Origin of the sequence: Chromohalobacter canadensis, assembly GCF_029544075.1 — a bacterium.
In the GTDB taxonomy this organism is placed as follows: domain Bacteria; phylum Pseudomonadota; class Gammaproteobacteria; order Pseudomonadales; family Halomonadaceae; genus Chromohalobacter; species Chromohalobacter canadensis_A.
Genome location: NZ_JAJQJH010000004.1, coordinates 96,139 through 116,479 on the forward strand (window position 1 = coordinate 96,139; position 20,341 = coordinate 116,479).

Annotated in this window: 18 protein-coding genes; 14 read left to right on the forward strand and 4 right to left on the reverse strand. The window is 62.9% G+C overall.

The features are described 5' to 3' along the window. Nucleotides 1-26 precede the first annotated feature (26 nt). Nucleotides 27-1,301 (reverse strand): malic enzyme-like NAD(P)-binding protein, encoded by a 1,275-nt coding sequence (locus tag LUN51_RS07970; RefSeq protein WP_277810839.1) that lies wholly within the window; start codon nt 1,299-1,301, stop codon nt 27-29. Between the two features lie 276 nt (nt 1,302-1,577). Continuing rightward, on the reverse strand, nt 1,578-1,793 hold the full coding sequence (gene rpmE / locus LUN51_RS07975) for a 50S ribosomal protein L31 (protein ID WP_040239602.1): 216 nt from the start codon (nt 1,791-1,793) through the stop codon (nt 1,578-1,580). A gap of 188 nt (nt 1,794-1,981) precedes the next feature. Here rpmE and LUN51_RS07980 point away from each other — a divergent pair, with 188 nt between their 5' ends. The 14 genes from LUN51_RS07980 (at nt 1,982) to ppk1 (ending at nt 16,774) form a co-directional block, all read left to right on the forward strand. After that, the gene (locus LUN51_RS07980; protein ID WP_277810840.1) at nt 1,982-4,231 is read left to right on the forward strand and encodes a primosomal protein N'; all 2,250 of its coding nucleotides are present in this window, start codon (nt 1,982-1,984) and stop codon (nt 4,229-4,231) included. Between the two features lie 167 nt (nt 4,232-4,398). Further along, nucleotides 4,399-6,084: an arginine--tRNA ligase gene (argS, locus tag LUN51_RS07985; RefSeq protein ID WP_277810841.1), complete on the forward strand. Its 1,686-nt coding sequence runs from the start codon at nt 4,399-4,401 to the stop codon at nt 6,082-6,084. Nucleotides 6,085-6,086: 2 nt separating this feature from the next. Then, nucleotides 6,087-6,785, forward strand: coding sequence for an SPOR domain-containing protein (locus LUN51_RS07990; protein ID WP_277810842.1), 699 nt, complete (start codon nt 6,087-6,089; stop codon nt 6,783-6,785). 156 nt (nt 6,786-6,941) lie between these two features. Further along, nucleotides 6,942-7,460: an ATP-dependent protease subunit HslV gene (hslV, locus tag LUN51_RS07995; RefSeq protein ID WP_040239597.1), complete on the forward strand. Its 519-nt coding sequence runs from the start codon at nt 6,942-6,944 to the stop codon at nt 7,458-7,460. A gap of 38 nt (nt 7,461-7,498) precedes the next feature. After that, the gene (gene hslU / locus LUN51_RS08000) at nt 7,499-8,824 is read left to right on the forward strand and encodes an ATP-dependent protease ATPase subunit HslU (RefSeq protein WP_277810843.1); all 1,326 of its coding nucleotides are present in this window, start codon (nt 7,499-7,501) and stop codon (nt 8,822-8,824) included. 170 nt (nt 8,825-8,994) lie between these two features. Further along, nucleotides 8,995-9,378: a DUF971 domain-containing protein gene (locus tag LUN51_RS08005; RefSeq protein ID WP_277810844.1), complete on the forward strand. Its 384-nt coding sequence runs from the start codon at nt 8,995-8,997 to the stop codon at nt 9,376-9,378. 98 nt (nt 9,379-9,476) lie between these two features. Then, the gene (ubiE, locus tag LUN51_RS08010) at nt 9,477-10,223 is read left to right on the forward strand and encodes a bifunctional demethylmenaquinone methyltransferase/2-methoxy-6-polyprenyl-1,4-benzoquinol methylase UbiE (RefSeq protein ID WP_277810845.1); all 747 of its coding nucleotides are present in this window, start codon (nt 9,477-9,479) and stop codon (nt 10,221-10,223) included. Between the two features lie 7 nt (nt 10,224-10,230). Then, nucleotides 10,231-10,881, forward strand: a complete 651-nt coding sequence (locus LUN51_RS08015) for a ubiquinone biosynthesis accessory factor UbiJ (protein WP_277810846.1) — start codon at nt 10,231-10,233, stop codon at nt 10,879-10,881. Then, a complete protein-coding gene (gene ubiB, locus LUN51_RS08020) occupies nt 10,878-12,500 on the forward strand; it encodes a ubiquinone biosynthesis regulatory protein kinase UbiB (RefSeq protein ID WP_277810847.1) in 1,623 nt (540 codons plus the stop codon). The genes LUN51_RS08015 and ubiB overlap by 4 nt, the downstream gene beginning before the upstream one ends. A gap of 71 nt (nt 12,501-12,571) precedes the next feature. Beyond that, on the forward strand, nt 12,572-12,910 hold the full coding sequence (locus LUN51_RS08025; protein WP_011505902.1) for a phosphoribosyl-ATP diphosphatase: 339 nt from the start codon (nt 12,572-12,574) through the stop codon (nt 12,908-12,910). Between the two features lie 37 nt (nt 12,911-12,947). Next, the gene (gene tatA, locus LUN51_RS08030) at nt 12,948-13,223 is read left to right on the forward strand and encodes a Sec-independent protein translocase subunit TatA (RefSeq protein WP_277810848.1); all 276 of its coding nucleotides are present in this window, start codon (nt 12,948-12,950) and stop codon (nt 13,221-13,223) included. A 5-nt stretch (nt 13,224-13,228) separates the two neighbouring features. Further along, nucleotides 13,229-13,624: a Sec-independent protein translocase protein TatB gene (gene tatB / locus LUN51_RS08035; RefSeq protein WP_277810849.1), complete on the forward strand. Its 396-nt coding sequence runs from the start codon at nt 13,229-13,231 to the stop codon at nt 13,622-13,624. Then, a complete protein-coding gene (gene tatC / locus LUN51_RS08040) occupies nt 13,621-14,400 on the forward strand; it encodes a twin-arginine translocase subunit TatC (protein ID WP_277810850.1) in 780 nt (259 codons plus the stop codon). Before tatB ends, tatC begins: the two co-directional genes overlap by 4 nt. A gap of 172 nt (nt 14,401-14,572) precedes the next feature. Beyond that, complete coding sequence (gene ppk1, locus LUN51_RS08045) at nt 14,573-16,774, forward strand: polyphosphate kinase 1 (RefSeq protein WP_277810851.1); 2,202 nt, start codon at nt 14,573-14,575, stop codon at nt 16,772-16,774. Between the two features lie 147 nt (nt 16,775-16,921). Here the strand turns inward: ppk1 and LUN51_RS08050 are convergent, their stop codons facing one another. Next, entirely contained in the window at nt 16,922-19,072 is a 2,151-nt protein-coding gene (locus LUN51_RS08050) for a PhoX family protein (protein ID WP_277810852.1), read from the reverse strand. A gap of 99 nt (nt 19,073-19,171) precedes the next feature. After that, nucleotides 19,172-20,242, reverse strand: a complete 1,071-nt coding sequence (locus LUN51_RS08055; protein WP_277810853.1) for a 3-deoxy-7-phosphoheptulonate synthase — start codon at nt 20,240-20,242, stop codon at nt 19,172-19,174. Nucleotides 20,243-20,341 lie beyond the last annotated feature (99 nt).

Below are 20,341 nucleotides of genomic sequence, written 5' to 3' on the forward strand. Positions count from 1 at the left end.
AGGTATCATGTCTGTTCGGCGTGCAACTATAGCGGCCCGTAAACATCCTTGATGCTGGTCAACGGATAATGTGCCGGATAGGGCTTACGCGCCACGCCGCTATCTACCGCAGCTTGCGCCACCGCCGAAGCGACGCGGTCCAGAAGCCGCGAATCCAGCGGTGTGGGAATGATGTAACCGCGCCCGAACTCCAGTGACTCAATGCCGTAGCCATCCAGTACCTCGCGAGTCACCGGCTCCCGCGCCAGGTCCTTCAAAGCATGCACGGCCGCCACTTTCATTTCTTCATTGATACGCGTGGCGCGAACATCCAGTGCCCCTCGAAAGATGAAGGGAAAGCCCAGTACGTTATTGACCTGGTTGGGGTAATCGGAACGCCCGGTGGCCATGATCACATCGTCGCGGGTCTCGTTGGCCACGTCCGGATGAATCTCGGGGTCGGGATTGGAGCATGCAAAAACCACTGGACTCGCCGCCATGCGCTCGAGCTGCTCGGGCTTGAGTAGATTAGGCCCGGACAGCCCCACGAAGACGTCGGCTCCCTCGATGGCATCATCCAGCGTACGCCGCGACGTCTCGGTGGCGAACATCGCCTTGTACTGGTTGAGATCGTCACGCTCGCTATGTACCACCCCCTTGCGATCGAGCATGAAGATATTCTCGGCGCGTGCACCACACGAGACCAGCAGCTTCATGCAGGCGATGGCCGCCGCGCCCGCGCCCAGACAGACGATCTTGGCATCTTCGAGGCGCTTGCCGGCGATATCCAGGGCATTGAGCAGCCCCGCGGCCGTGACGATGGCCGTGCCGTGCTGATCATCGTGGAAGACCGGAATATTGCACTGCTCGATCAACGCTTGCTCGATCTCGAAGCACTCCGGCGCTTTTATATCCTCGAGATTGATGCCGCCCCAGGTGTCAGCGATGCGTGCCACAGTATCGATGAAGGCCTGCGGACTCTCGGCATCGACTTCGATGTCCACAGAATTGATGCCGGCAAAGCGCTTGAACAGCACGCCTTTGCCTTCCATGACCGGCTTGCTGGCCAAGGGGCCCAGATTGCCCAGACCTAGGATCGCACTGCCGTCGGAGACCACGGCCACCAGGTTGCCCTTGCCGGTATACAGATAGGCATTTTCCACGTCCTTGGCGATCTCGCGACACGGCTCGGCCACCCCGGGGCTATACGCCAAGGCCAGATGTTTCGATGTCTCGGTGGGCTTGGTCAGCTCGACGGATAACTTGCCGGGAATCGGCTTGGCGTGATAATCCAGCGCTGCTTGTCTTTTTTCGTCACTCATGAGCTTTTTTCCAATCGTCTGCATGGAGGCATGATCGCCAGAATATAGAAAAAAATTCCGCCAAACAACTTACGCCAAGTTCGCGACATTAAAGACTTTTAAGCGACCGTTTGAAGCAATTACCAGCCATTTGTTGAAACTTATGCCTGACAAATCAGGCATAAAACAAACCTTATCGGAGCGCCGTTTTCGACTTTCACAAATAAAAAAACCCGCCATATCCGGCGGGTTTTCTCGAACGCCGGCACATCGCCGACGTAGCGGTTCTTGCTTGGCTCAGTCGCGCTTGAGCGCCGCACCGAAACGCTTGTTGAAGCGCTCGACGCGTCCACCAGTAGTCGCCTGCTTCTGCTTACCGGTATAGAACGGGTGGCACTGCGAGCAGACATCCAGGTAGAAATCGTCTTTGGATGTGGAGCCCAGCTCGAAAGTCGCGCCACAGGAACACGTGGCGGAGACCTTCTTGTATTCGGGATGGATCGCTTGTTTCATTTTGCTGCCTCACGCTATGGTGCGCCGCCACCTGGTCGATGCCAGGCACCGCACACGGGTTGATAAAGATGCAACCGATTGATTCGGCATGCGACCCCGACGATACTCGCCTTGGCCCACAACCGAAGGGCCGCGCATTATAGCAGTGCCGTGATATCGCTGAAAAGACGCGTGGCGCCTGCAACGCCATGTGCCACCGCCCTTTCGGAGGACTCTTGTCGAGCACCGACCATACGCCGCGCCTACTCAGGGTCGCCCTGCCCACGCCCTTGCGACGCCTCTTCGACTATCGCCCCTGCCGAGAGGTTCCCGCTTGTGGCTGGCGCCCTGGGCTTCGCGTCAAGGTGCCGTTCGGACGTCGCCAGCTCATCGGCGTGGTGGTCGAGTGCCCCGAACGCAGCGACGTACCGGACGCACAACTCAAGTCCGTACTGGCGTGTCTCGACGATGCCCCCTTGCCCGACGACTGGTGGTGGTTGTGTCGCTTCACCGCGCGCTACTATCAACACCCGCTGGGCGACACCATCGCCCAGGCACTGCCTGTCGCCTTGCGCCAGGGGCGGCCATTGCAGGCGCGCCATCAGGAGCGCTGGATCGCGCGCGACGGCGATACCGGCCCGCTCGAGCGCGCACCTCGCCAAGCCGAACTGCTGGCGATGCTGCACCAGCACCCACGTGGTTTGATGACGCGCGCGATTACCGCGCAAGGCTTCACCCGCGCGCAGCTCGAAGGCCTGCAGGCCAAGCATCTCGTCGAGTGCCACGAAGAACGCCTGACGGCCACCGAGGAAGAATCCGGCTCGCGGCTCGCCGAACCCTCACTGCCGCTAACCCGCGAACAGGCAGGCGTCCTCGCCGAGATTCACGAAGGCCTCGAGCGCTACCACCCGTGCCTGCTGCATGGCGTTACCGGCAGCGGCAAGACCGAAGTCTATCTACAACTCATCGAGGCGGTGCTTGCGCGAGGCCGTCAGGCGTTGGTGCTGGTACCGGAGATCGGCTTGACACCGCAAACGCTGACCCGCTTCCGCCAACGCTTCCGGGTCCCGGTGGTCGCCCTGCATTCGGGACTCACCGATCTCGAACGCCTGGATGCCTGGGATGCCGCGCGTACCGGCCGAGCCCCGATCGTCATCGGTACGCGTTCGGCGGTCTTTACCCCCCTGTCCGCTGCCGGGGTAATCGTCATCGACGAGGAACACGACGGCTCCTTCAAGCAACAGGAAGGCCTCCGCTACCACGCCCGTGACCTGGCCATCGCGCGCGCGCATCGCGAGAACATCCCCATCGTACTGGGCAGCGCCACACCGGCGCTGGAGACGCTCGCTCAGGCACGCAGCGGCCGCTACCGCCATCTGCGTCTAACGCAACGCGCCAACCGGCACGCCCCGGCACGCCTGGAGCTGATCGACCTACGCGGACGCCACCGCCAGGGCGGTTTGATCGCCCCCGCCATCGAAGCAATTCGGCAGACCCTGAACGCGGGCAATCAGGTACTGGTCTTCATCAACCGGCGCGGTTTCGCTCCCACCCTGGCGTGCCATGCGTGCGGCTGGCTGGTCGAGTGCCCGCATTGCGATGCCCGCATGACGTTGCATCGCCAACCTCAGGAACTGGTCTGCCATCATTGCGACTTTCACCGTCCGCTGCCCGATGCCTGTCCGGAATGCGACAGTGGCGACCTGCGCCCACTGGGCAGCGGCACCGAACGCACCGAGGAAACGCTGGCCGCACTATTCCCCGAGACGCCCGTGCATCGTATCGACCGCGACAGCACCCGGCGCAAGCAAGCTTTCGAGGATATCCTGCGCGAGATTCGACGCGGCGAACCCAGCTTGCTGGTCGGCACCCAGATGCTCGCCAAGGGCCATCACTTGCCACATGTCACGCTGGTGGTCGTCGTCAACGCCGACGCCGGTCTCTACGCCAGCGACTTCCGCGCCCTCGAGCACAGTGCCCAACTGCTGGTGCAAGTCGCCGGTCGCGCCGGCCGTGCCGAGCATCCCGGACGCGTGCTGGTCCAAACCCTACACCCCGACGACCCCAATCTGCGCCTGCTCGCCGACAGCGGCTATGAAGCGCTCGCCAGCCAACTGCTGGAAGAACGGCGCCTGGCCGGCCTACCACCCTATCGTCATCTGGCGCTGGCCCGTTTCGAAGCCGCACGCGAGGGACACGTCACCGAATTCGCCACCGCCGCCGCCGAGGCGTTGCGCGAATGGCTCAATACGCAGGACACCTCGGTCACCTGCCTGGGGCCGGTGCCGGCGCCCATGGAGCGGCGCCAGAATCGCTATCACATGCAGCTGATGCTCTCCGACACGCGCCGCAGCGCCCTGCACCGTGCGTGCGCCTGGCTCGTGCAGTGGCTGGACAATCACCCCGATAGTCGGCGCGTACGCGCCTCGCTGGATGTCGACCCACAAACGCTGAGTTGACAGGGAGCCACCGCTCATATCAGCCACCACGAACGGCAACGAAAGACACATCGCGTCGCTGGGTTTAAAGGCGTCGGCCAATCGCCGATAATAGGCGACCTAACGCTCTTAGCGCAGCCTGGCGCTCGCCGGCCTGTCGCGCGCCAGACACAGGACATCGGAATTCCATGAAAGACACCATCATCGAACTGCTCGACGCGGCCGGTACGCAGCTCAAGCAGCAAGGCATTCTTCCCCAAGACACTCCGCTTGCCATCAAGGTCGAACCGACCAAGGACAAGGCCCATGGCGACTACGCGAGCAACCTCGCGCTGACCCTGGCCAAGCCGGCCGGACGCAAGCCACGCGAGCTGGCCGAGGCACTGGTCGCGGCGCTGCCGGAAAACGGCGCCATACGCCAGGTCGACATCGCCGGCCCCGGCTTCATCAACTTCTTCGCCGCCACCGACGCCGTCGCCCAGGTCGTGCCCAGCATTCTGGATGCCGGCGATACCTACGGGCGCAGCCTGAGCGGCCAGGGCCAGCAGGTGCAGGTAGAGTTCGTCTCCGCCAACCCCACCGGGCCGCTACACGTCGGCCATGGGCGTGGCGCCGCCATCGGCGACTGCCTGTGCCGGCTGCTGGAAGCCACTGGCTTCGATGTCACCCGCGAGTTCTACTACAACGACGCCGGTGCCCAGATCCAGAACCTCGCGCTGTCGGTCCAGGCTCGCGTTCAGGGCCTCACGCCGGAGGCCGCCGAGTGGCCCGAAAACGGCTATCGCGGCGCCTACATTGCCGATGTCGCCAAGGCGTATCTGGCCGGTGAGACGATTACCGCCGATGATCGAGAAGTCACCGGCAAAAGCGATGCCAAGGATCTCGATGCCATCCAGGACTTCGCCGTCGCCTACCTGCGTCGCGAGCAGGATCTCGACCTCAAGGCGTTCGGTGTCGCATTCGATGTCTACTTCCTGGAGTCCTCGCTGTACAACGACGGCAAGGTCGACGCCACGGTGAAAGCACTCGTCGACGGCGGTCATACTTATGAAGAGGACGGCGCCACCTGGCTACGCACCACCGATTTCGGTGACGACAAGGACCGGGTGATGCGCAAGAAAGATGGCGGCTATACCTATTTCCTGCCGGACGTCGCCTACCACCTCGACAAGTGGCAGCGCGGCTTCACCACCGTGATCAACGAGCAAGGCGCCGATCACCACTCCACGGTCACCCGGGTGCGGGCCGGCCTACAGGCGCTGGAAACCGGCATCCCGCAAGGCTGGCCGGACTACGTGCTGCATCAGATGGTGCTGGTCACCCGTTCCGGGGTCGAGGTCAAGCTCTCCAAGCGTGCCGGCAGCTACGTGACCCTGCGCGATCTCATCGATGAAGTGGGCCGCGACGCCACCCGTTTCTTCCTCGCCGCACGGCGTGCCGATTCGCAGTTGACGTTCGATATCGACCTCGCCCGCTCGCAGTCCAACGACAACCCGGTCTACTACATCCAGTATGCCCATGCACGCGTGTGCAGCATGATGCGCCGCGCCGAATCCGACGCCAAGGCGTTCGATCATGCGCTGGGTATGCAGCACCTGAGTCGGCTCGACACCGAGCAGGAAAAGGATCTGATGAATCGCCTGGCACGCTACCCGGAGGTCGTCGAACGGGCTGCCCAGACCCGCGAGCCACAGCAGGTCGCCCAGTACCTGATGGACCTGGCCTCCGATTTCCACACCTGCTACAACGCGGTCAAAGTCATGGTCGACGACGATGAATTGCGCAATGCCCGGCTGGCACTGGGCTTGGCCACGCGCCAGGTGCTGCGCAACGGCCTCGACCTGATGGGCGTCAGCGCACCCGAGGAGATGTAAGCATGGCTCGTCGCCCTGCCCAGCAAGGAAAAGGCAACTCCCGCGCCGCGTCACGCGGCGCCACCAGCCGCAAGCGCCAGACCAAGTCTTCGCGCGCAGGCCTTCCGGGGTGGCTATGGGGCGTGGCCGGCTTGATCGCTGGCTTCGTGCTCGCCCAATACCTCCAGCAGTCGGCCCCGTCGCCGGTTGCTACGGTAATGCCCAAGCCCTCCAACAGTGCCTCGTCCGGCAGCGATTCGACGGGCAGCACAGGCGATGGCGCCTCACCGAGCGGCACCTCCAACGAGGATACCTCCGAGTCGCGCATGCCGACCTTCGAGTTCTATACCTTGTTACCGGAATCGGAGGTCATCGCGCCCAAGGTGGATAACACCTCGGCGGTGCCCAGTAGCAGCGGTGAGAGTTCGGCGGACACGAGCGACGACCGTGCCGACGAGGTGGTGGCCGATCCTTCCGCCGATGGACTCAAGTACATGCTGCAGGCGGCCTCGTTTCGCAAGGTTGCCGATGCCGAGCGTCTCGCAAGCCGGCTGCAGGACTTCGGCCTGCTCGCCAACATCACCGAAGTGCAGACCTCCAACGACGAAACCTGGCACCGCGTGCAGGTCGGCCCCTACGAGGACACTCGCGAGCTATCGCGCGCCCAGGACCTGATGGTGACGCAAGGCATCGAGCCACTGCTGATCAAACTCCAGAACTGAAGGGCGTCCGGGCGGCTTGATTTCCCCGCCGGCCGCCCGCATTACCGTGAGCATCATGGCATTCGTCGCCACCGTTTTTGTTTTATCGCCTGGGGCCACGGGTGCCTCGGCAATCAAGTCATCGGGTGCCCGACACCCCACAAGGAGTTCCCATCCATGACCACGATCGTATCCGTACGTCGCGGCGAACATGTCGCCCTCGCCGGCGACGGTCAGGTTTCGCTCGGCAACACGGTGATGAAGGGCAACGCCAGCAAGGTACGCCGCATTCACCATGGCAAGGTGCTGGCCGGTTTCGCCGGCGGCACGGCCGACGCCTTCACCCTGTTCGAGCGCTTCGAGGCCCAGTTGGACAAGTACCAAGGGCATCTGGTCAAAGCCGCCGTCGAGCTTTCCAAGGAATGGCGCACCGACCGCGCCCTGCGGCGCCTGGAAGCGATGCTGGCCGTGGCCGACAAGAACGCCTCGCTGATCCTCACCGGTAACGGCGATGTCGTCGAGCCCGAACGCGGCATCATCGCCATCGGCTCCGGCGGCCACTACGCCCAAGCCTCCGCACGCGCACTACTCGAGAACACCGAGCTCGACGCGCGTGCCATCACCGAGAAGTCGCTCGAAATCGCTGGCGATATCTGCGTTTTCACCAATCAAAACATCACCCTCGAGGAGCTGTGAGCCACGCTCACCGCTCCCGGGCAGCATAGGGCTCCGTCATGACACAGATGACTCCCCGCGAGATCGTCCACGCACTGGATCAGTACATCATCGGCCAGCAGGAAGCCAAGCGCTCGGTGGCCATCGCCCTGCGCAACCGCTGGCGTCGCATGCAGCTCGACGATAGCCTGCGCGGCGAGGTGGTGCCCAAGAACATCCTGATGATTGGCCCTACCGGGGTCGGCAAGACCGAAATCGCCCGTCGCCTGGCCAAGCTGGCCGGGGCGCCGTTCATCAAGATCGAGGCGACCAAGTTTACCGAGGTGGGCTATGTCGGCCGCGATGTAGAGTCGATCGTCCGCGATCTGGTCGAAATGGCCATGAAGATGGTCCGCGAGCAGGCCAAGGAAGAAGTCGCTCACAAGGCCGAGGACGCCACCGAGGAACGCATTCTCGACGCGCTTCTACCCCGGCCGCGCGGCAGCGAGTACGACCATGCCCGCGACGACTCCTCGACGCGCCAGACCTTCCGCAAGAAGCTGCGCGAAGGCCAGCTCGACGACAAGGAGATCGACATCGAGGTCACGCCTCAGGGTGGCAACTTCGATATCTCCGCGCCGCCGGGCATGGAAGAAATGACTAGCCAGCTGCAAAGCATGTTCTCCAACATGGGCAAGCAGAAGTCTGAGTCGCGCCGCGTGACCGTCGAAGAAGCCCGGCGCCTGCTGCACGACGAAGAAGCCGCCAAGCTCGTCAACGAAGAGCAGATCAAGAACCGCGCTATCGAAGCAGTAGAGCAGAACGGCATCGTCTTCCTCGACGAGATCGACAAGGTCGCCAAGCGCGGTGACTCGGGCAGCGGCGGCGATGTCTCCCGCGAAGGCGTGCAGCGCGACTTGCTGCCGCTGATCGAGGGGTCGACGGTGTCCACCAAGCACGGCATGGTCAACACTGACCATATCCTGTTCATCGCTTCGGGGGCGTTCCACCTCTCCAAGCCATCGGACCTGATCCCTGAATTGCAGGGGCGTCTGCCGATCCGCGTCGAGCTGCAAGCGCTGACGCCGGATGACTTCAAGCGCATCCTCACCGAGCCGTCCGCAGCACTGACCCGGCAATACCAGGCGCTGCTGGCCACCGATGGTCTGGAAGTGAACTTCACCGATGAAGGCATCACACGCATCGCCGAGATCGCCTGGCAGGTCAACGAAGGCACCGAAAACATCGGCGCCCGGCGCCTGCACACGGTGATGGAGCGCCTGCTCGAGGAGCCGTCCTTCCAGGGAGGCGACATGGCAAGCCCGCTGACCATCGATGCCGCCTATGTCGACGAGCAACTCGGCGAACTGGCCACCGACGAAGATCTGTCCCGCTACATTCTCTAAGACGTGTGCTTCGGGCTTCGGGCCACAAGCCGCTCGAAGCTCGAAGCTCGAAGCTCGAAGCTCGAAGCTCGACAATCAGCATGCTGCTCTCCACGCTTGAGTTAAGCGTTTTCTTCATGCATCAGTCGCAAAGCTGCACCATGCCAGCTTGAAGCTCACCGGAGGTGCCCATGTCCGCTCCCGTTCCCACGCGTATCCATTACCATCAGCAAGCCCGCGAGCTCGAACTCGGCTATGCCGATGGTACGTCCTACCGTTTGCCGACGGAGCTGTTGCGCGTATTTTCGCCCTCCGCCGAGGTTCGCGGCCACGGCCCGGACACCGCTGTCCTGCAGGTTGGCAAGAAGGATGTCGGCCTCAAGAACATCACCCAGGCCGGACGTTATGCCCTCAAGCTGCACTTCGATGACGGCCACGACAGCGGCCTGTACAGCTGGGACTACCTCCATGAAATGGCCCTCCATCAAGAGCAATGGTGGGCCGATTACCTGCGCCGCCTCGAGGAGGCCGGTGCCTCTCGCGAGCCTTCCACCATCACCATCAAGGAGTTATAAGACGCCCCGGCGTGGCGACAAATGCCGGGGGCGACGTTACAATGCAGCCCCACTTCCACGCACCGCGCGGGCACCCCACGCCTGCCCAAGGAAAGGTCATGGACAAGCGCACGACCCACTTCGGTTATCAGGAAGTTCCGGTCGAGGAGAAAGCCGACCGGGTGGCGCAAGTCTTCCATTCGGTCGCCGCCCGCTATGACGTCATGAACGATCTTATGTCGTTTGGCGTGCATCGCCTCTGGAAACGCCTGACGCTAGAGCGTGCCGGTGTGCGCCCCGGTCATCACGTGCTCGACATCGCTGGCGGCACCGGCGACTTGGCCCTCAAGTTCTCGCGCCTGGTCGGTCCCCGCGGTCGCGTGGTCCTCGCCGACATCAACGCCTCGATGCTGCGTGTGGGCCGCGACAAGCTGCTCGACAACGGTGTCGGCGACAATGTCGAATACGTGCAGGCCAATGCCGAAGCGCTGCCCTTCGCCGACAACAGCTTCGACTGCATCACCATCGCCTTCGGCCTGCGCAACGTCACCGACAAGGAGGCCGCGCTGCGCTCCATGGCGCGCGTACTCAAGCCCGGCGGCCGTCTGCTGGTACTGGAGTTTTCCAAGCCGGCGAGTGCCGCGCTGTCGCGCTTCTACGACGAATATTCCTTCCGCGTCTTGCCACGCATGGGCGAATGGGTCGCCCAGGACGGCGAGAGTTATCGCTACCTGGCCGAATCGATCCGCATGCATCCCGACCAGGAAACCCTCAAGGCGATGATGGAAGACGCCGGGCTCGAACGTGTCGAGTACACCAACATGACCGGGGGCGTCGTCGCCCTGCACCGTGGCATCAAACTATGAGGCCGTCATGCCGGTGATGTTCACTACCCTGCTGGCCAGCGCTGAAACGCTGGTCAACGGGCTCCTTGCACACGACCCCGCCTCGCCCTCGCGATTGTCGCAGCTCGCCGGACAGCGCATATCGCTACGTCTGGAACGCCCGGCACTGGCGGCGTTGGTGCATTTCGACATCCACGGCATCACCCTGCTCGCCCAGCACGACCCCGACGAGGCCGATAGCGATGTGGTCGCCGAACTGGACGCCGAGACCCTGGGCGCGCTGCTTGGTGGCGAGCGTGTCGAGGCGCTGATGTTCGCCGGACGGCTCTCGGTGCGCGGCCGCACCCATGTACTGGAACGCGCCAGTCAGTTGCTCAGCGATCTGGAGATCGACTGGGAAGCCGAACTGGCGCATTGGCTAGGCGACATGCCCGCGCATAGCCTGTCGCAAGGCTTGCGACGTCTGAACCGCTTTGGCCTGCGCACGCGTGGCGAATTACAACGCGACGTGCATGAATATCTGACCGAGGAAGCACGACTGCTCCCCAGTCGCACGCAATGGGACATCGCTCGCGAGCACCTGACGCAACTGGGCCTGGCCACCGACCGACTCGAGGCACGCCTGGACCGGCTGGTTCGCAAAATCGAACGTCGCCGACAGGAGGAGCACGCGTCGTGAGTTTGCGGCTGTTTCGTATCGCCTGGGTGATTGCGCGTTTCCGCCTCGACACCCTGATCCCCGCAGAGCGCCTCCCCGGCATACTGCGCGTAGCGATGAAGCTCTCGCCTCTGCGCTTGCTACCCACCGGCCCACACACCCGAGGCAAGCGCCTACGCCTGGCGCTCGAAGCTCTAGGACCGATCTTCGTCAAGTTCGGGCAGATGCTCTCTACCCGCCGAGACCTTCTACCGCCGGATATCGCCGACGAACTAAAGCGTCTACAGGATCAGGTACCGCCGTTTCCCGGCGAGCAGGCCCGCGCGCTGGTCGAGGAAGAGCTCGGCATGGACATCGATGCCGCTTTCGCCGAATTTACACGCGAGCCACTCGCCTCGGCCTCCATCGCCCAGGTCCACGGCGCACGCTTGCACAGCGGCGAAGATGTGGTGGTCAAGATCATCCGTCCCAACATCGATGGCGTGATGCGCAAGGACATTGGCCTGCTGTATACCTTCGCGCACCTGCTCAAACGTGTCCCCGAAGCCAAGCGACTACGCCCCGTCGAGGTCGTGGCCGACTACGAATCCACGCTTTTCGATGAGCTGGACCTGCACAAGGAAGCGGCCAACACCTCGCAGCTCAAGCGTAACTTCCGCGATTCGCCGCTCCTTTACGTGCCAGCGATTCACTGGTCGCTGACACGCAAGCAGGTGATGGTCCAGGAACGTATCCATGGCATGCCAGTGGCCGACATGGATGCCTTGCAAGCAGCCGGCATCGACTTGCGCCGACTCGCCGAGCGCGGCGTGGAAATCTTCTTCACCCAGGTGTTTCGCGATAATTTCTTCCATGCCGACATGCACCCCGGCAATATCTTCGTGTCCGCTGACAACCCGCACGATCCGCAGTATATCGCCATCGACTGCGGAATCGTCGGCAGCTTGACCCGCGAGGATCAGGATTACCTGGCCCGTAACCTCCTCGCCTTCTTCCGCCAGGACTACTACGAAGTCGCCGTGCTGCATATCGAATCAGGCTGGGTCGGAGAGGATACCCGCGCCAATGAATTCGCCGCCGCCATTCGCGCGGTCTGCGAGCCGATCCTCGAGAAACCGCTCAAGGACATTTCCTTCGGCCAGGTGCTGCTGGGGCTGTTCCAGACCGCGCGACGCTTCAACATGGAAGTCCAGCCGCAACTGGTGCTATTGCAGAAAACACTGCTCAACATCGAAGGACTCGGCCGTCAGCTCTACCCGGACCTGGATTTGTGGAGCACCGCCAAGCCTTACCTAGAGCAGTGGATGAAGGAGCGCGCCGGGCCACGCGGCTTCTGGGACGCCCTGACCAAGCACGCCCCGGAACTCTCGCGGCAATTGCCCGAGCTGCCGGTGCTGGCGCATCAGGCCCTCGCCCGCAGCGAAGACAGCCACCGCCAGCAGCGCCAACAAACCGAGGTGCTCAATGTCTTGCAGCAGCGCTTGCGCGGTGCCGGTACGCGTGCGCGGCGACTGCGTTTCGGTGCCTTGCTGATCACCGTGGCACTGGCCTGGCAACCCCTCTGGGAATGGGCGCACAGCCAGCCCTGGCCGGTGTTGGTCGCCGCCGCATTGGGACTGGCACTCATCGCCTGGCGTTGACGTACCACCGTGTCACGCGCCATCTTGCTTACTATCCACCCATCGCCATACGATAACGAGACCGTCACATCATGAGTGATACGCTTGCCCAGCTCGCGGACGTCTTGGCCGCACGCCGTCACGCCGATCCCGAAAGTTCCTATGTCGCCAAGCTGCACGCCAAGGGACTCAACAAGATTTTGGAGAAAGTCGGCGAGGAAGCCACCGAGACTCTGCTGGCCGCCAAGGATGCCGAGCACGGCGACGACGCGACACGTCAAGCAGTAGTCGCCGAAACGGCCGACCTGTGGTTTCATAGCCTGGTGATGCTGTCGCATCTGGACATCGATCACCAAGCCGTGCTGGATGAGCTGGCCCGTCGCTTCGGCGTCTCCGGCCTGGACGAGAAGGCGGCACGACAATCACGCTAATCGGCTCGGCCGTACCCGAGCATGAAGGAGAGCTTCCATGTTAGGTGGAATCAGTATCTGGCAACTGCTGATCGTTCTCGGCATCGTCATCCTGATCTTCGGCACCAAGAAGCTGCGCAACCTGGGCAGCGATCTCGGGGGCGCCGTCAAGGGATTCAAGAGCGCAGTCGGCGAAGAGGAACAGAAAAAAGCGCACAACGACGAGGACACGGCGCAGCAGCGTGTCGAGCATGAGGCGAACGACGAGACACTCGACACGCAATCGAAAGCCTCGCAATCGTCCAAGGCCGACGACACCTCTGAGCGGAAGTAACCAACATGTTCGATATGGGCTTTCTCGAACTGATGCTCATCGGTGTCGTGGCCCTGTTGGTGCTGGGGCCGGAGCGCCTGCCCAAGGCGGCGCGCACCGTAGGCCTGTGGATCGGCAAGATCAAGCGCACGGTGTCGGGCATGCAGCGCGAAATCAACGCACAGTTGGAAGCCGAAGAGCTGCGCCAGAAGCTCAACGAGCAACAACGTAAGCTCGATGCCGGCCTGCATAAGGTCCGCGATGGTGTCGAACGCCACGCCGACGACACCGATACGCATCACGCTGGATCACGCCGGGGTCCGGCGGCGTCTAGAGCGGATGATGACGCCCCGGCGGCGCGTCCCGCCGCCTCCCGCGAGACACCCGACGCCTCATCCGCCAAGGACTCCAACGCCCCATGAGCGATACACCGCCCCGCGAACCGGAGGAGCACGCCCAGACGCCCTTGATAGAACACCTGATCGAGCTGCGTTCGCGGCTGGTCAAGGCGGTGGCGGTGATCGTGATCATCTTCGCCGCGCTTTACGCCTTTTCCAACGACATCTATAGCTTCGTCGCCGAGCCGCTGATGGCGCTCTTGCCCGAAGGCTCGCAGATGATCGCCACCGAAGTGGCCTCGCCGTTCCTGGCGCCTTTCAAGCTGACGCTGTTCACGGCCTTGTTCATCGCCGTTCCCTTCGTGCTCTACCAGGCCTGGGCATTCATCGCACCGGGCCTCTACCGGCACGAGAAGACGTTGGCATTTCCCCTGCTCGCCTCGAGTATCCTGCTGTTCTACGGCGGCGTGGCTTTCGCCTATTTTGCGGTCTTCCCCCTGCTGTTCGACTTCTTCGTCCACACCGGGCCGGAGAACGTCACGGTAATGACCGACATCAATCAGTACCTCAATTTCGTGCTTAAGCTGTTCTTCGCTTTCGGTGCGGCTTTCGAGATTCCCATCGCCACTTTCTTGCTGATCTGGACCGGCGCGACCAGCGTCGAGAGTCTCGGCAAGAAACGTCCTTACGTGGTCGTCGGCTGCTTCGTGGTCGGCATGATGATGACGCCCCCGGACGTAGTCTCCCAAAGCCTGCTCGCCATCCCCATGTGGCTGCTGTTCGAGGTCGGCATCCTCTTCGGTCGCCTAGTCCCGCGTCGCCGGCATGACGTCGATGACGAGACGCCCCACGAAAGCTGATATCCGACAAACCGGCCACGCTTGGTCCGTCCACACCGTTGGTTGGCACGCATCGCGCCCTATTTCATGCGTATACTGAAGACGCCCGGGCGTTACTGTCACACTCCTGTCACAGACGGGTGTCATGCTTCCCGGGCAGCGGTTGGTCACCAGCGACGACAGGGAGCTCATGATGGACGATGCGCGCTCTTCCGATGTTCCCCTCGGTAGCGACAATGCAACCTCTCAGGAGGCCGGTGAAACACCCCCACTTCGCGTCAACCGCACGCGCACGGGGATTCACGCCAAGCCCGCGCCGTTTCCCGAGGCCGAACTTGACGATCCAGCGCTGTATTTCAACCGCGAACTCTCGCATCTGCAGTTCAATATCCGCGTACTCGAGCAATCCCTGGATCCCTCGCATCCACTGCTCAACCGACTGATGTTCCTGCTGATCTTCTCTTCCAACCTGGATGAGTTCTTCGAGATTCGTGTGGCTGGCCTCAAGCATCAGATCGCCCTTGCCCGTGAGGAAAGCGGCGCCGACGGGATGCCACCCCGCCAGGTGCTGACAGAGATATCGCGCATCGCCCACGAACAGGTCGAGCGGCAGTATCGCATTCTCAACGAGACCTTGATCCCCGCCCTCGAGGAGCAAGGCTTACGTTTTCGCCGCCGTACGCAGTGGACCGAGGCCCAGGCCGACTGGGTGCGCGAGTATTTCGCCGAGGAGATCATGCCGGTGATCAGCCCCATCGGCCTGGACCCTTCGCATCCTTTTCCACGCCTGGTCAACAAGAGCTTGAACTTCATCGTCGAGCTCGAAGGTACCGATGCCTTCGGCCGCGAAGGCGGTATGGCCATCCTGCCCGCACCGCGCTCGCTGCCACGCTTGATGCGCCTACCCGAAGCACTATGCGAAGCCGGTTATACTGAATACGTCTTCCTGTCGTCGATGATCCACGCCCACGCTCAGGAAGTGTTTCCCGGCATGCAGGTACGCGGTTGCTACCAGTTCCGCCTGACGCGCAACGCCGATCTGGCCGTCGACCCCGAGGACGTCTCGGACTTGGCCTCGGCCTTGCGCGGTGAGCTACTGGCACGGCGCTACGGCAGCGGGGTGCGCCTCGAGGTGGCCGATAATTGCCCCGACCGGCTGTCGCGCTTCCTGCTTACCCAGTTCGAACTCGAGGCGGCGGATCTCTACCGCGTATCCGGCCCGGTCAACCTGACCCGGCTGATGTCGGTACTCAGCGACGTCGACCGCCCTGACCTTTTATATCGCACCTTCACGCCGGGATTGCCACGTCAGGTCAAGAGCGATGTCAGCCTGTTCTCGCAGATCGCCCAGAACGATATTCTGCTGCACCATCCCTTCCAGTCGTTTGCACTGATCGAGGACTGGCTCCAGGAGGCCGCCAGCGACCCGGACGTACTAGCGATCAAGCAGACCCTGTACCGAACCGGCGCCGATTCACCCATCGTCAGCGCCCTGGTCGATGCCGCACGCAACGGCAAGGAAGTCACCGTGGTCATCGAGCTGCGGGCACGCTTCGACGAGGCCGACAACCTCGCGCTGGCCTCGCGTCTCCAGGAAGCCGGTGCCATCGTCATCTACGGCGTCATGGCCTATAAGACTCATGCCAAGATGCTCCACATGGTCCGCCGTGAACGTGGTGCATTGCGCTACTACGCGCATTTGGGTACCGGCAACTATCATTCCAAGACTGCCAAACTGTACACCGACTACAGTCTTCTTACCGCCAATGAGACGCTTTGCGAAGACGTTCACAAAGTCTTCCAGCAACTTTCGGGGATGGGCAAGCCACGTCAGATCGATACGCTTCTGCACGCGCCGTTCGTACTGCACGACCGCCTAGTGTCGATGATCGACCGCGAGGCACGGCACGCCGAAAAAGGCCACAAGGCGCAGCTGATCATCAAGTGCAATTCGTTGACCGAGCCGCAGCTGATTCGTGCCCTTTATCGTGCCTCGCGTGCCGGCGTGCAATGTGACCTGATCATTCGCGGCATGTGCTGCCTGCGCCCCGGGGTCGAAGGGATTTCCGACAATATCCGGGTACGCTCGATCATCGGTCGCTTCCTGGAACATACCCGCGTGTTCCATTTCCACAATGGCGGTAAACCTGAAACCTGGTGCTCCAGCGCGGACTTCATGGAACGCAACATGTTCCGCCGCGTGGAGACCTGCTTCCCGCTGCTCGACAAGAAACTCGCCCAGCGCGTGCGCAAGGACCTGGCCACCTACATGGTCGATAACTGCCAGAGCTGGGAGCTGCAGACCGACGGCCGCTATCGCCTCCTCGATGCAGGCGAGGCAGAACCGATCAGCGCCCAGGAAACCTTGCTCTACGCCTACGCCGTCAAACCCTAAGCTCGAAGCTCGAAGCTCGAAGCTCGAAGCTCGAAGCTCGAAGCTCGAAGGCAGCCTAAACCAAAACGCCTCCGTAGCAAGTTCAAGCTACGGAGGCGTCTTTTCTTCCAGCTTCCAGCCGCGTAGCGCCGCTCTTCCAGCTTTCAGTTATACCCCGATCTGGCCACCATCGGCTTTCTGGATCACCACCGTGGCCGCCCGCGGACGCACGCTGCCGGAAGTGACGTGCGTGGCATCCTGTGTCGCGGCATCGGCGTCCGCCGGCCAATTGCCGGGGTGCTGAATGTTGATGAACAGCGCGGTCTTGTCGGGCGTAGCAAAGATTCCTGTCACCTCGCAGCCATTGGGGCCAACCGCGAACCGCTTGAGTTGCTGCTGGTTGCCGGCGCCCACCACCGAGGCCTGACCGCTAGCATGTGATAAGGCACCCGGCACGACCGCCAGTACCTGGTCGTTGGTCTGCTCGGCAACACCGTCATAACCGTTGTCGGTCTCGATCCACAGAATGCCCTGGCCGTCGCCACGATCGTCGTACCACAGGCCATCGGGGCTGGCGAACTGGTTGCGCTCGGTCAGCCCCGACAGGTTGTCGGCATCGTCCGCGGCGGCGCCGAACACGAACACCTCCCAGTCGAAACGTGTGGCGTCATCGCCACGCTCCCGCCAGCGGATCACCTGCCCCGCCTCGTTGGCGGCGCGCGGATTGGCGGCATTGGTGGGGGCCGTGGCATAACCCACGCCCGCCGCATCGACGCTGTCGCCTTCATTGGTGAAGGTCGGCTCCGTCTCAGCGGCGGTGCGCTGGGAATTGTTGGTCAACGTCATGTAGACCTCGCCGGAGCTCGGGTCGACGGTTCCCCATTCGGGGCGGTCCATCGGTGTCGCGCCGAGCAGGTCGGCCGCATCGCAGGTATGTACAATGACGCCTGCGCGATCGCTTTCCGCCAGCGACAAGGCCGCAGCCAGTGTGCGACCGTCCGCCACGCGCGTGTCCGGCTCGAGTGCCAGCCATTCCCCGCCACCATCGGCATCAAAACGGGCAACGTAGAGGGTCCCTCGATCCATGTACTTGGCACCCAATGCCAGGCGGTCATACGCCTCGCCGGGACGGTTGGCATCTGCCGGGTCCCACTTGGCGTCGGACACGAACTTGTAGATGTACTCGTTGCGGGCATCATGCCCGGAATAGAAGACCACCGGCTCACCGGCGACCAACTTGCCCGGCCAGCAGCCCTCGTGTCGAAAGCGTCCCAGCGCGGTGCGCTTCACCGCACGGGATTGGCCATTGTATGGATCGATCTCCACGATATAGCCGAAGGTCCGCGTCTCGTTGCGATAATCATCCCGTGGCCCCTCACCATGCGGTGTGACATCGAAACGCGCGAACTCGTCATCGCGCTCACCGTCGACGCCGGCGGCGGTCTCCCAACCATAGCGGCCGCGTTCGGTGGGCAGCCCCAGGCGCGCATCATCGATATTCAACTCGCCGCGATTGACGAAGACCTCGGGCCAGTTCTCTTCGCAGGTCAGGTAGGTGCCCCAGGGCGTGAAGCCATTGGCACAGTTGTTGTTGGTGCCTCGCGTGCGCGTGCCATACGGGGAGTAACGGGTTCTGACGTACTCGCTACCGGCCACGGGGCCTGCCAAGTCCATCGGCGTCGCGCTGGTGAATCGGCGATTGTGGGCGTCACCGGCCACATGCGACCAGCCGCCTTCCGCCTGCTTGCGCACCCGCACGATGGTGACGCCATGAGCATTGATCTCGGTACGCACCTCGTCGGCCGGACGCTGACCACTGTCGGGATTCGTCGGCCCGCCACGCGGCGCCCAGAGCGCGTCCTGGTCGATGTACTCGTTGTTGAGGGCGAGCAGGAAGTCGCGCGAGGCATGTTGCTCGCTCAAAGGGAAAGCATGCATGCCATCGTGATGCATACCCACGCTGCGCGCCTGTGCCTCGGCGGTCATCTCTTGCTCGCGATGCCAAGCCGACGCCTGATCCTCCAGCGGCGTGCCCCAGGGAATCAGCACCTGAGCGGTGTAGCCCTCGGGCACCACCACGGCATCGGTACGCGAGCCACGCAGCGACTCGAACGCCAGCGCCAGCGGCGTCTTGCCGGTACCGCTTTCCTGAGCATTGGCGAGATTGAGTCCTCCGATGCCGCCCAACATGCCCAAGGCGGCCAGGCTCAGGCCACCCCGCATGATGTCACGCCGAGAAACATGGCGCGCCAGTACCGACGAGAACGGTTCGTTATCGCTGCAGTTGAAGTTTTGTTGGGTCTCGATTTGCTTGCTCATGGTCTCTCCTCACGGCGTTCGACCGACACTCCGTCGTGTCGGAACATGCTGTGAGGTCATATCCTGAACCGCCGATATGACAGTGCCATGAAACACCGCTCAGGCACATGCGTCACGCAACCGCTCGGCAGCCAATGTCAGCAGGTGCTCGGTGCCTTCCCAACCCAGGCAGGCATCGGTGACGGAGACGCCATAACGCAGGGCACCCGGCTGCAGTGGCTGCTTACCTTCGTGCAGGTGGCTTTCCAGCATCACGCCGACCAAATCGCGATCGCCGGCCAGGCGCTGCTCGAGAACATCGAGCATGACTTCGGTCTGGCGGCGGTGGTCTTTGCGCGAATTGGCATGGCTGCAGTCGACCATCAGACGCGGCGTGATGCCCGCGTTCTGCAGCTCACGGCGACAGGCACGAACCGAATCCGCATCGTAGTTGGGCTTGCCATGCCCGCCACGCAGCACCACGTGGGTATGCGAATTGCCGTCGGTCTCGCGCATCGCCGGACGGCCGGCATCGTCAAGAGCGAAATGACGGTGCGGGTGCGCAGCGGACTGCATCGCAGCAACGGCGACATCGACGCTGCCGTCGGTACCGTTCTTGAAGCCCACCGCAGCACGCAGGCCACTGGCCAACTCACGGTGGATTTGCGACTCGGTGGTGCGCGCGCCGATGGCCACCCAACTGAGCAGGTCTTCCAGGTACGGCGCGGCCATCGGCTGCAACAATTCGGTGGCCACGGGCATGCCCAGGGCGGCGATGTCACGCATCAAGCGCCGCGAGACCTCGAGGCCTTGCGCCATATCGTCACTCCCATCCAGGTGCGGATCATAGGCGAGGCCCTTCCAACCTACGGTGGTACGCGGCTTTTCGACATATACACGCATGACCATCAGCAGACGGTCGTCGAGGCGCGTGGCGAGTTCGCTGAGCTTTTCGGCGTATTCCAGCGCCGCGCGCGGATCGTGGATCGAGCAGGGGCCCACCACCACCAGCAGGCGGTCGTCGCGCCCGTCGAGAATGGCCTGAATTTCGCCACGCTGGCGTTCGATCTGCTCCTTGAGGGCGCCTTCCAGCGGCAGGCGCTGCTTGAGTTCACCCGGCGTGGGCAAGGGCTGATGAGAGGGTGCCGTGGCAACATCGGGGCGTTGGGGCATCGTCAAAGGTGCGTTCATGTCGAGTCTCTTGTCTAGGCTGTCCATCATGAGTGGACAGCGGAACTTCGTGTTCGGCGGACGCCACCCAGCGGTTCACGGTCGGAGGTGGCAGCTAAG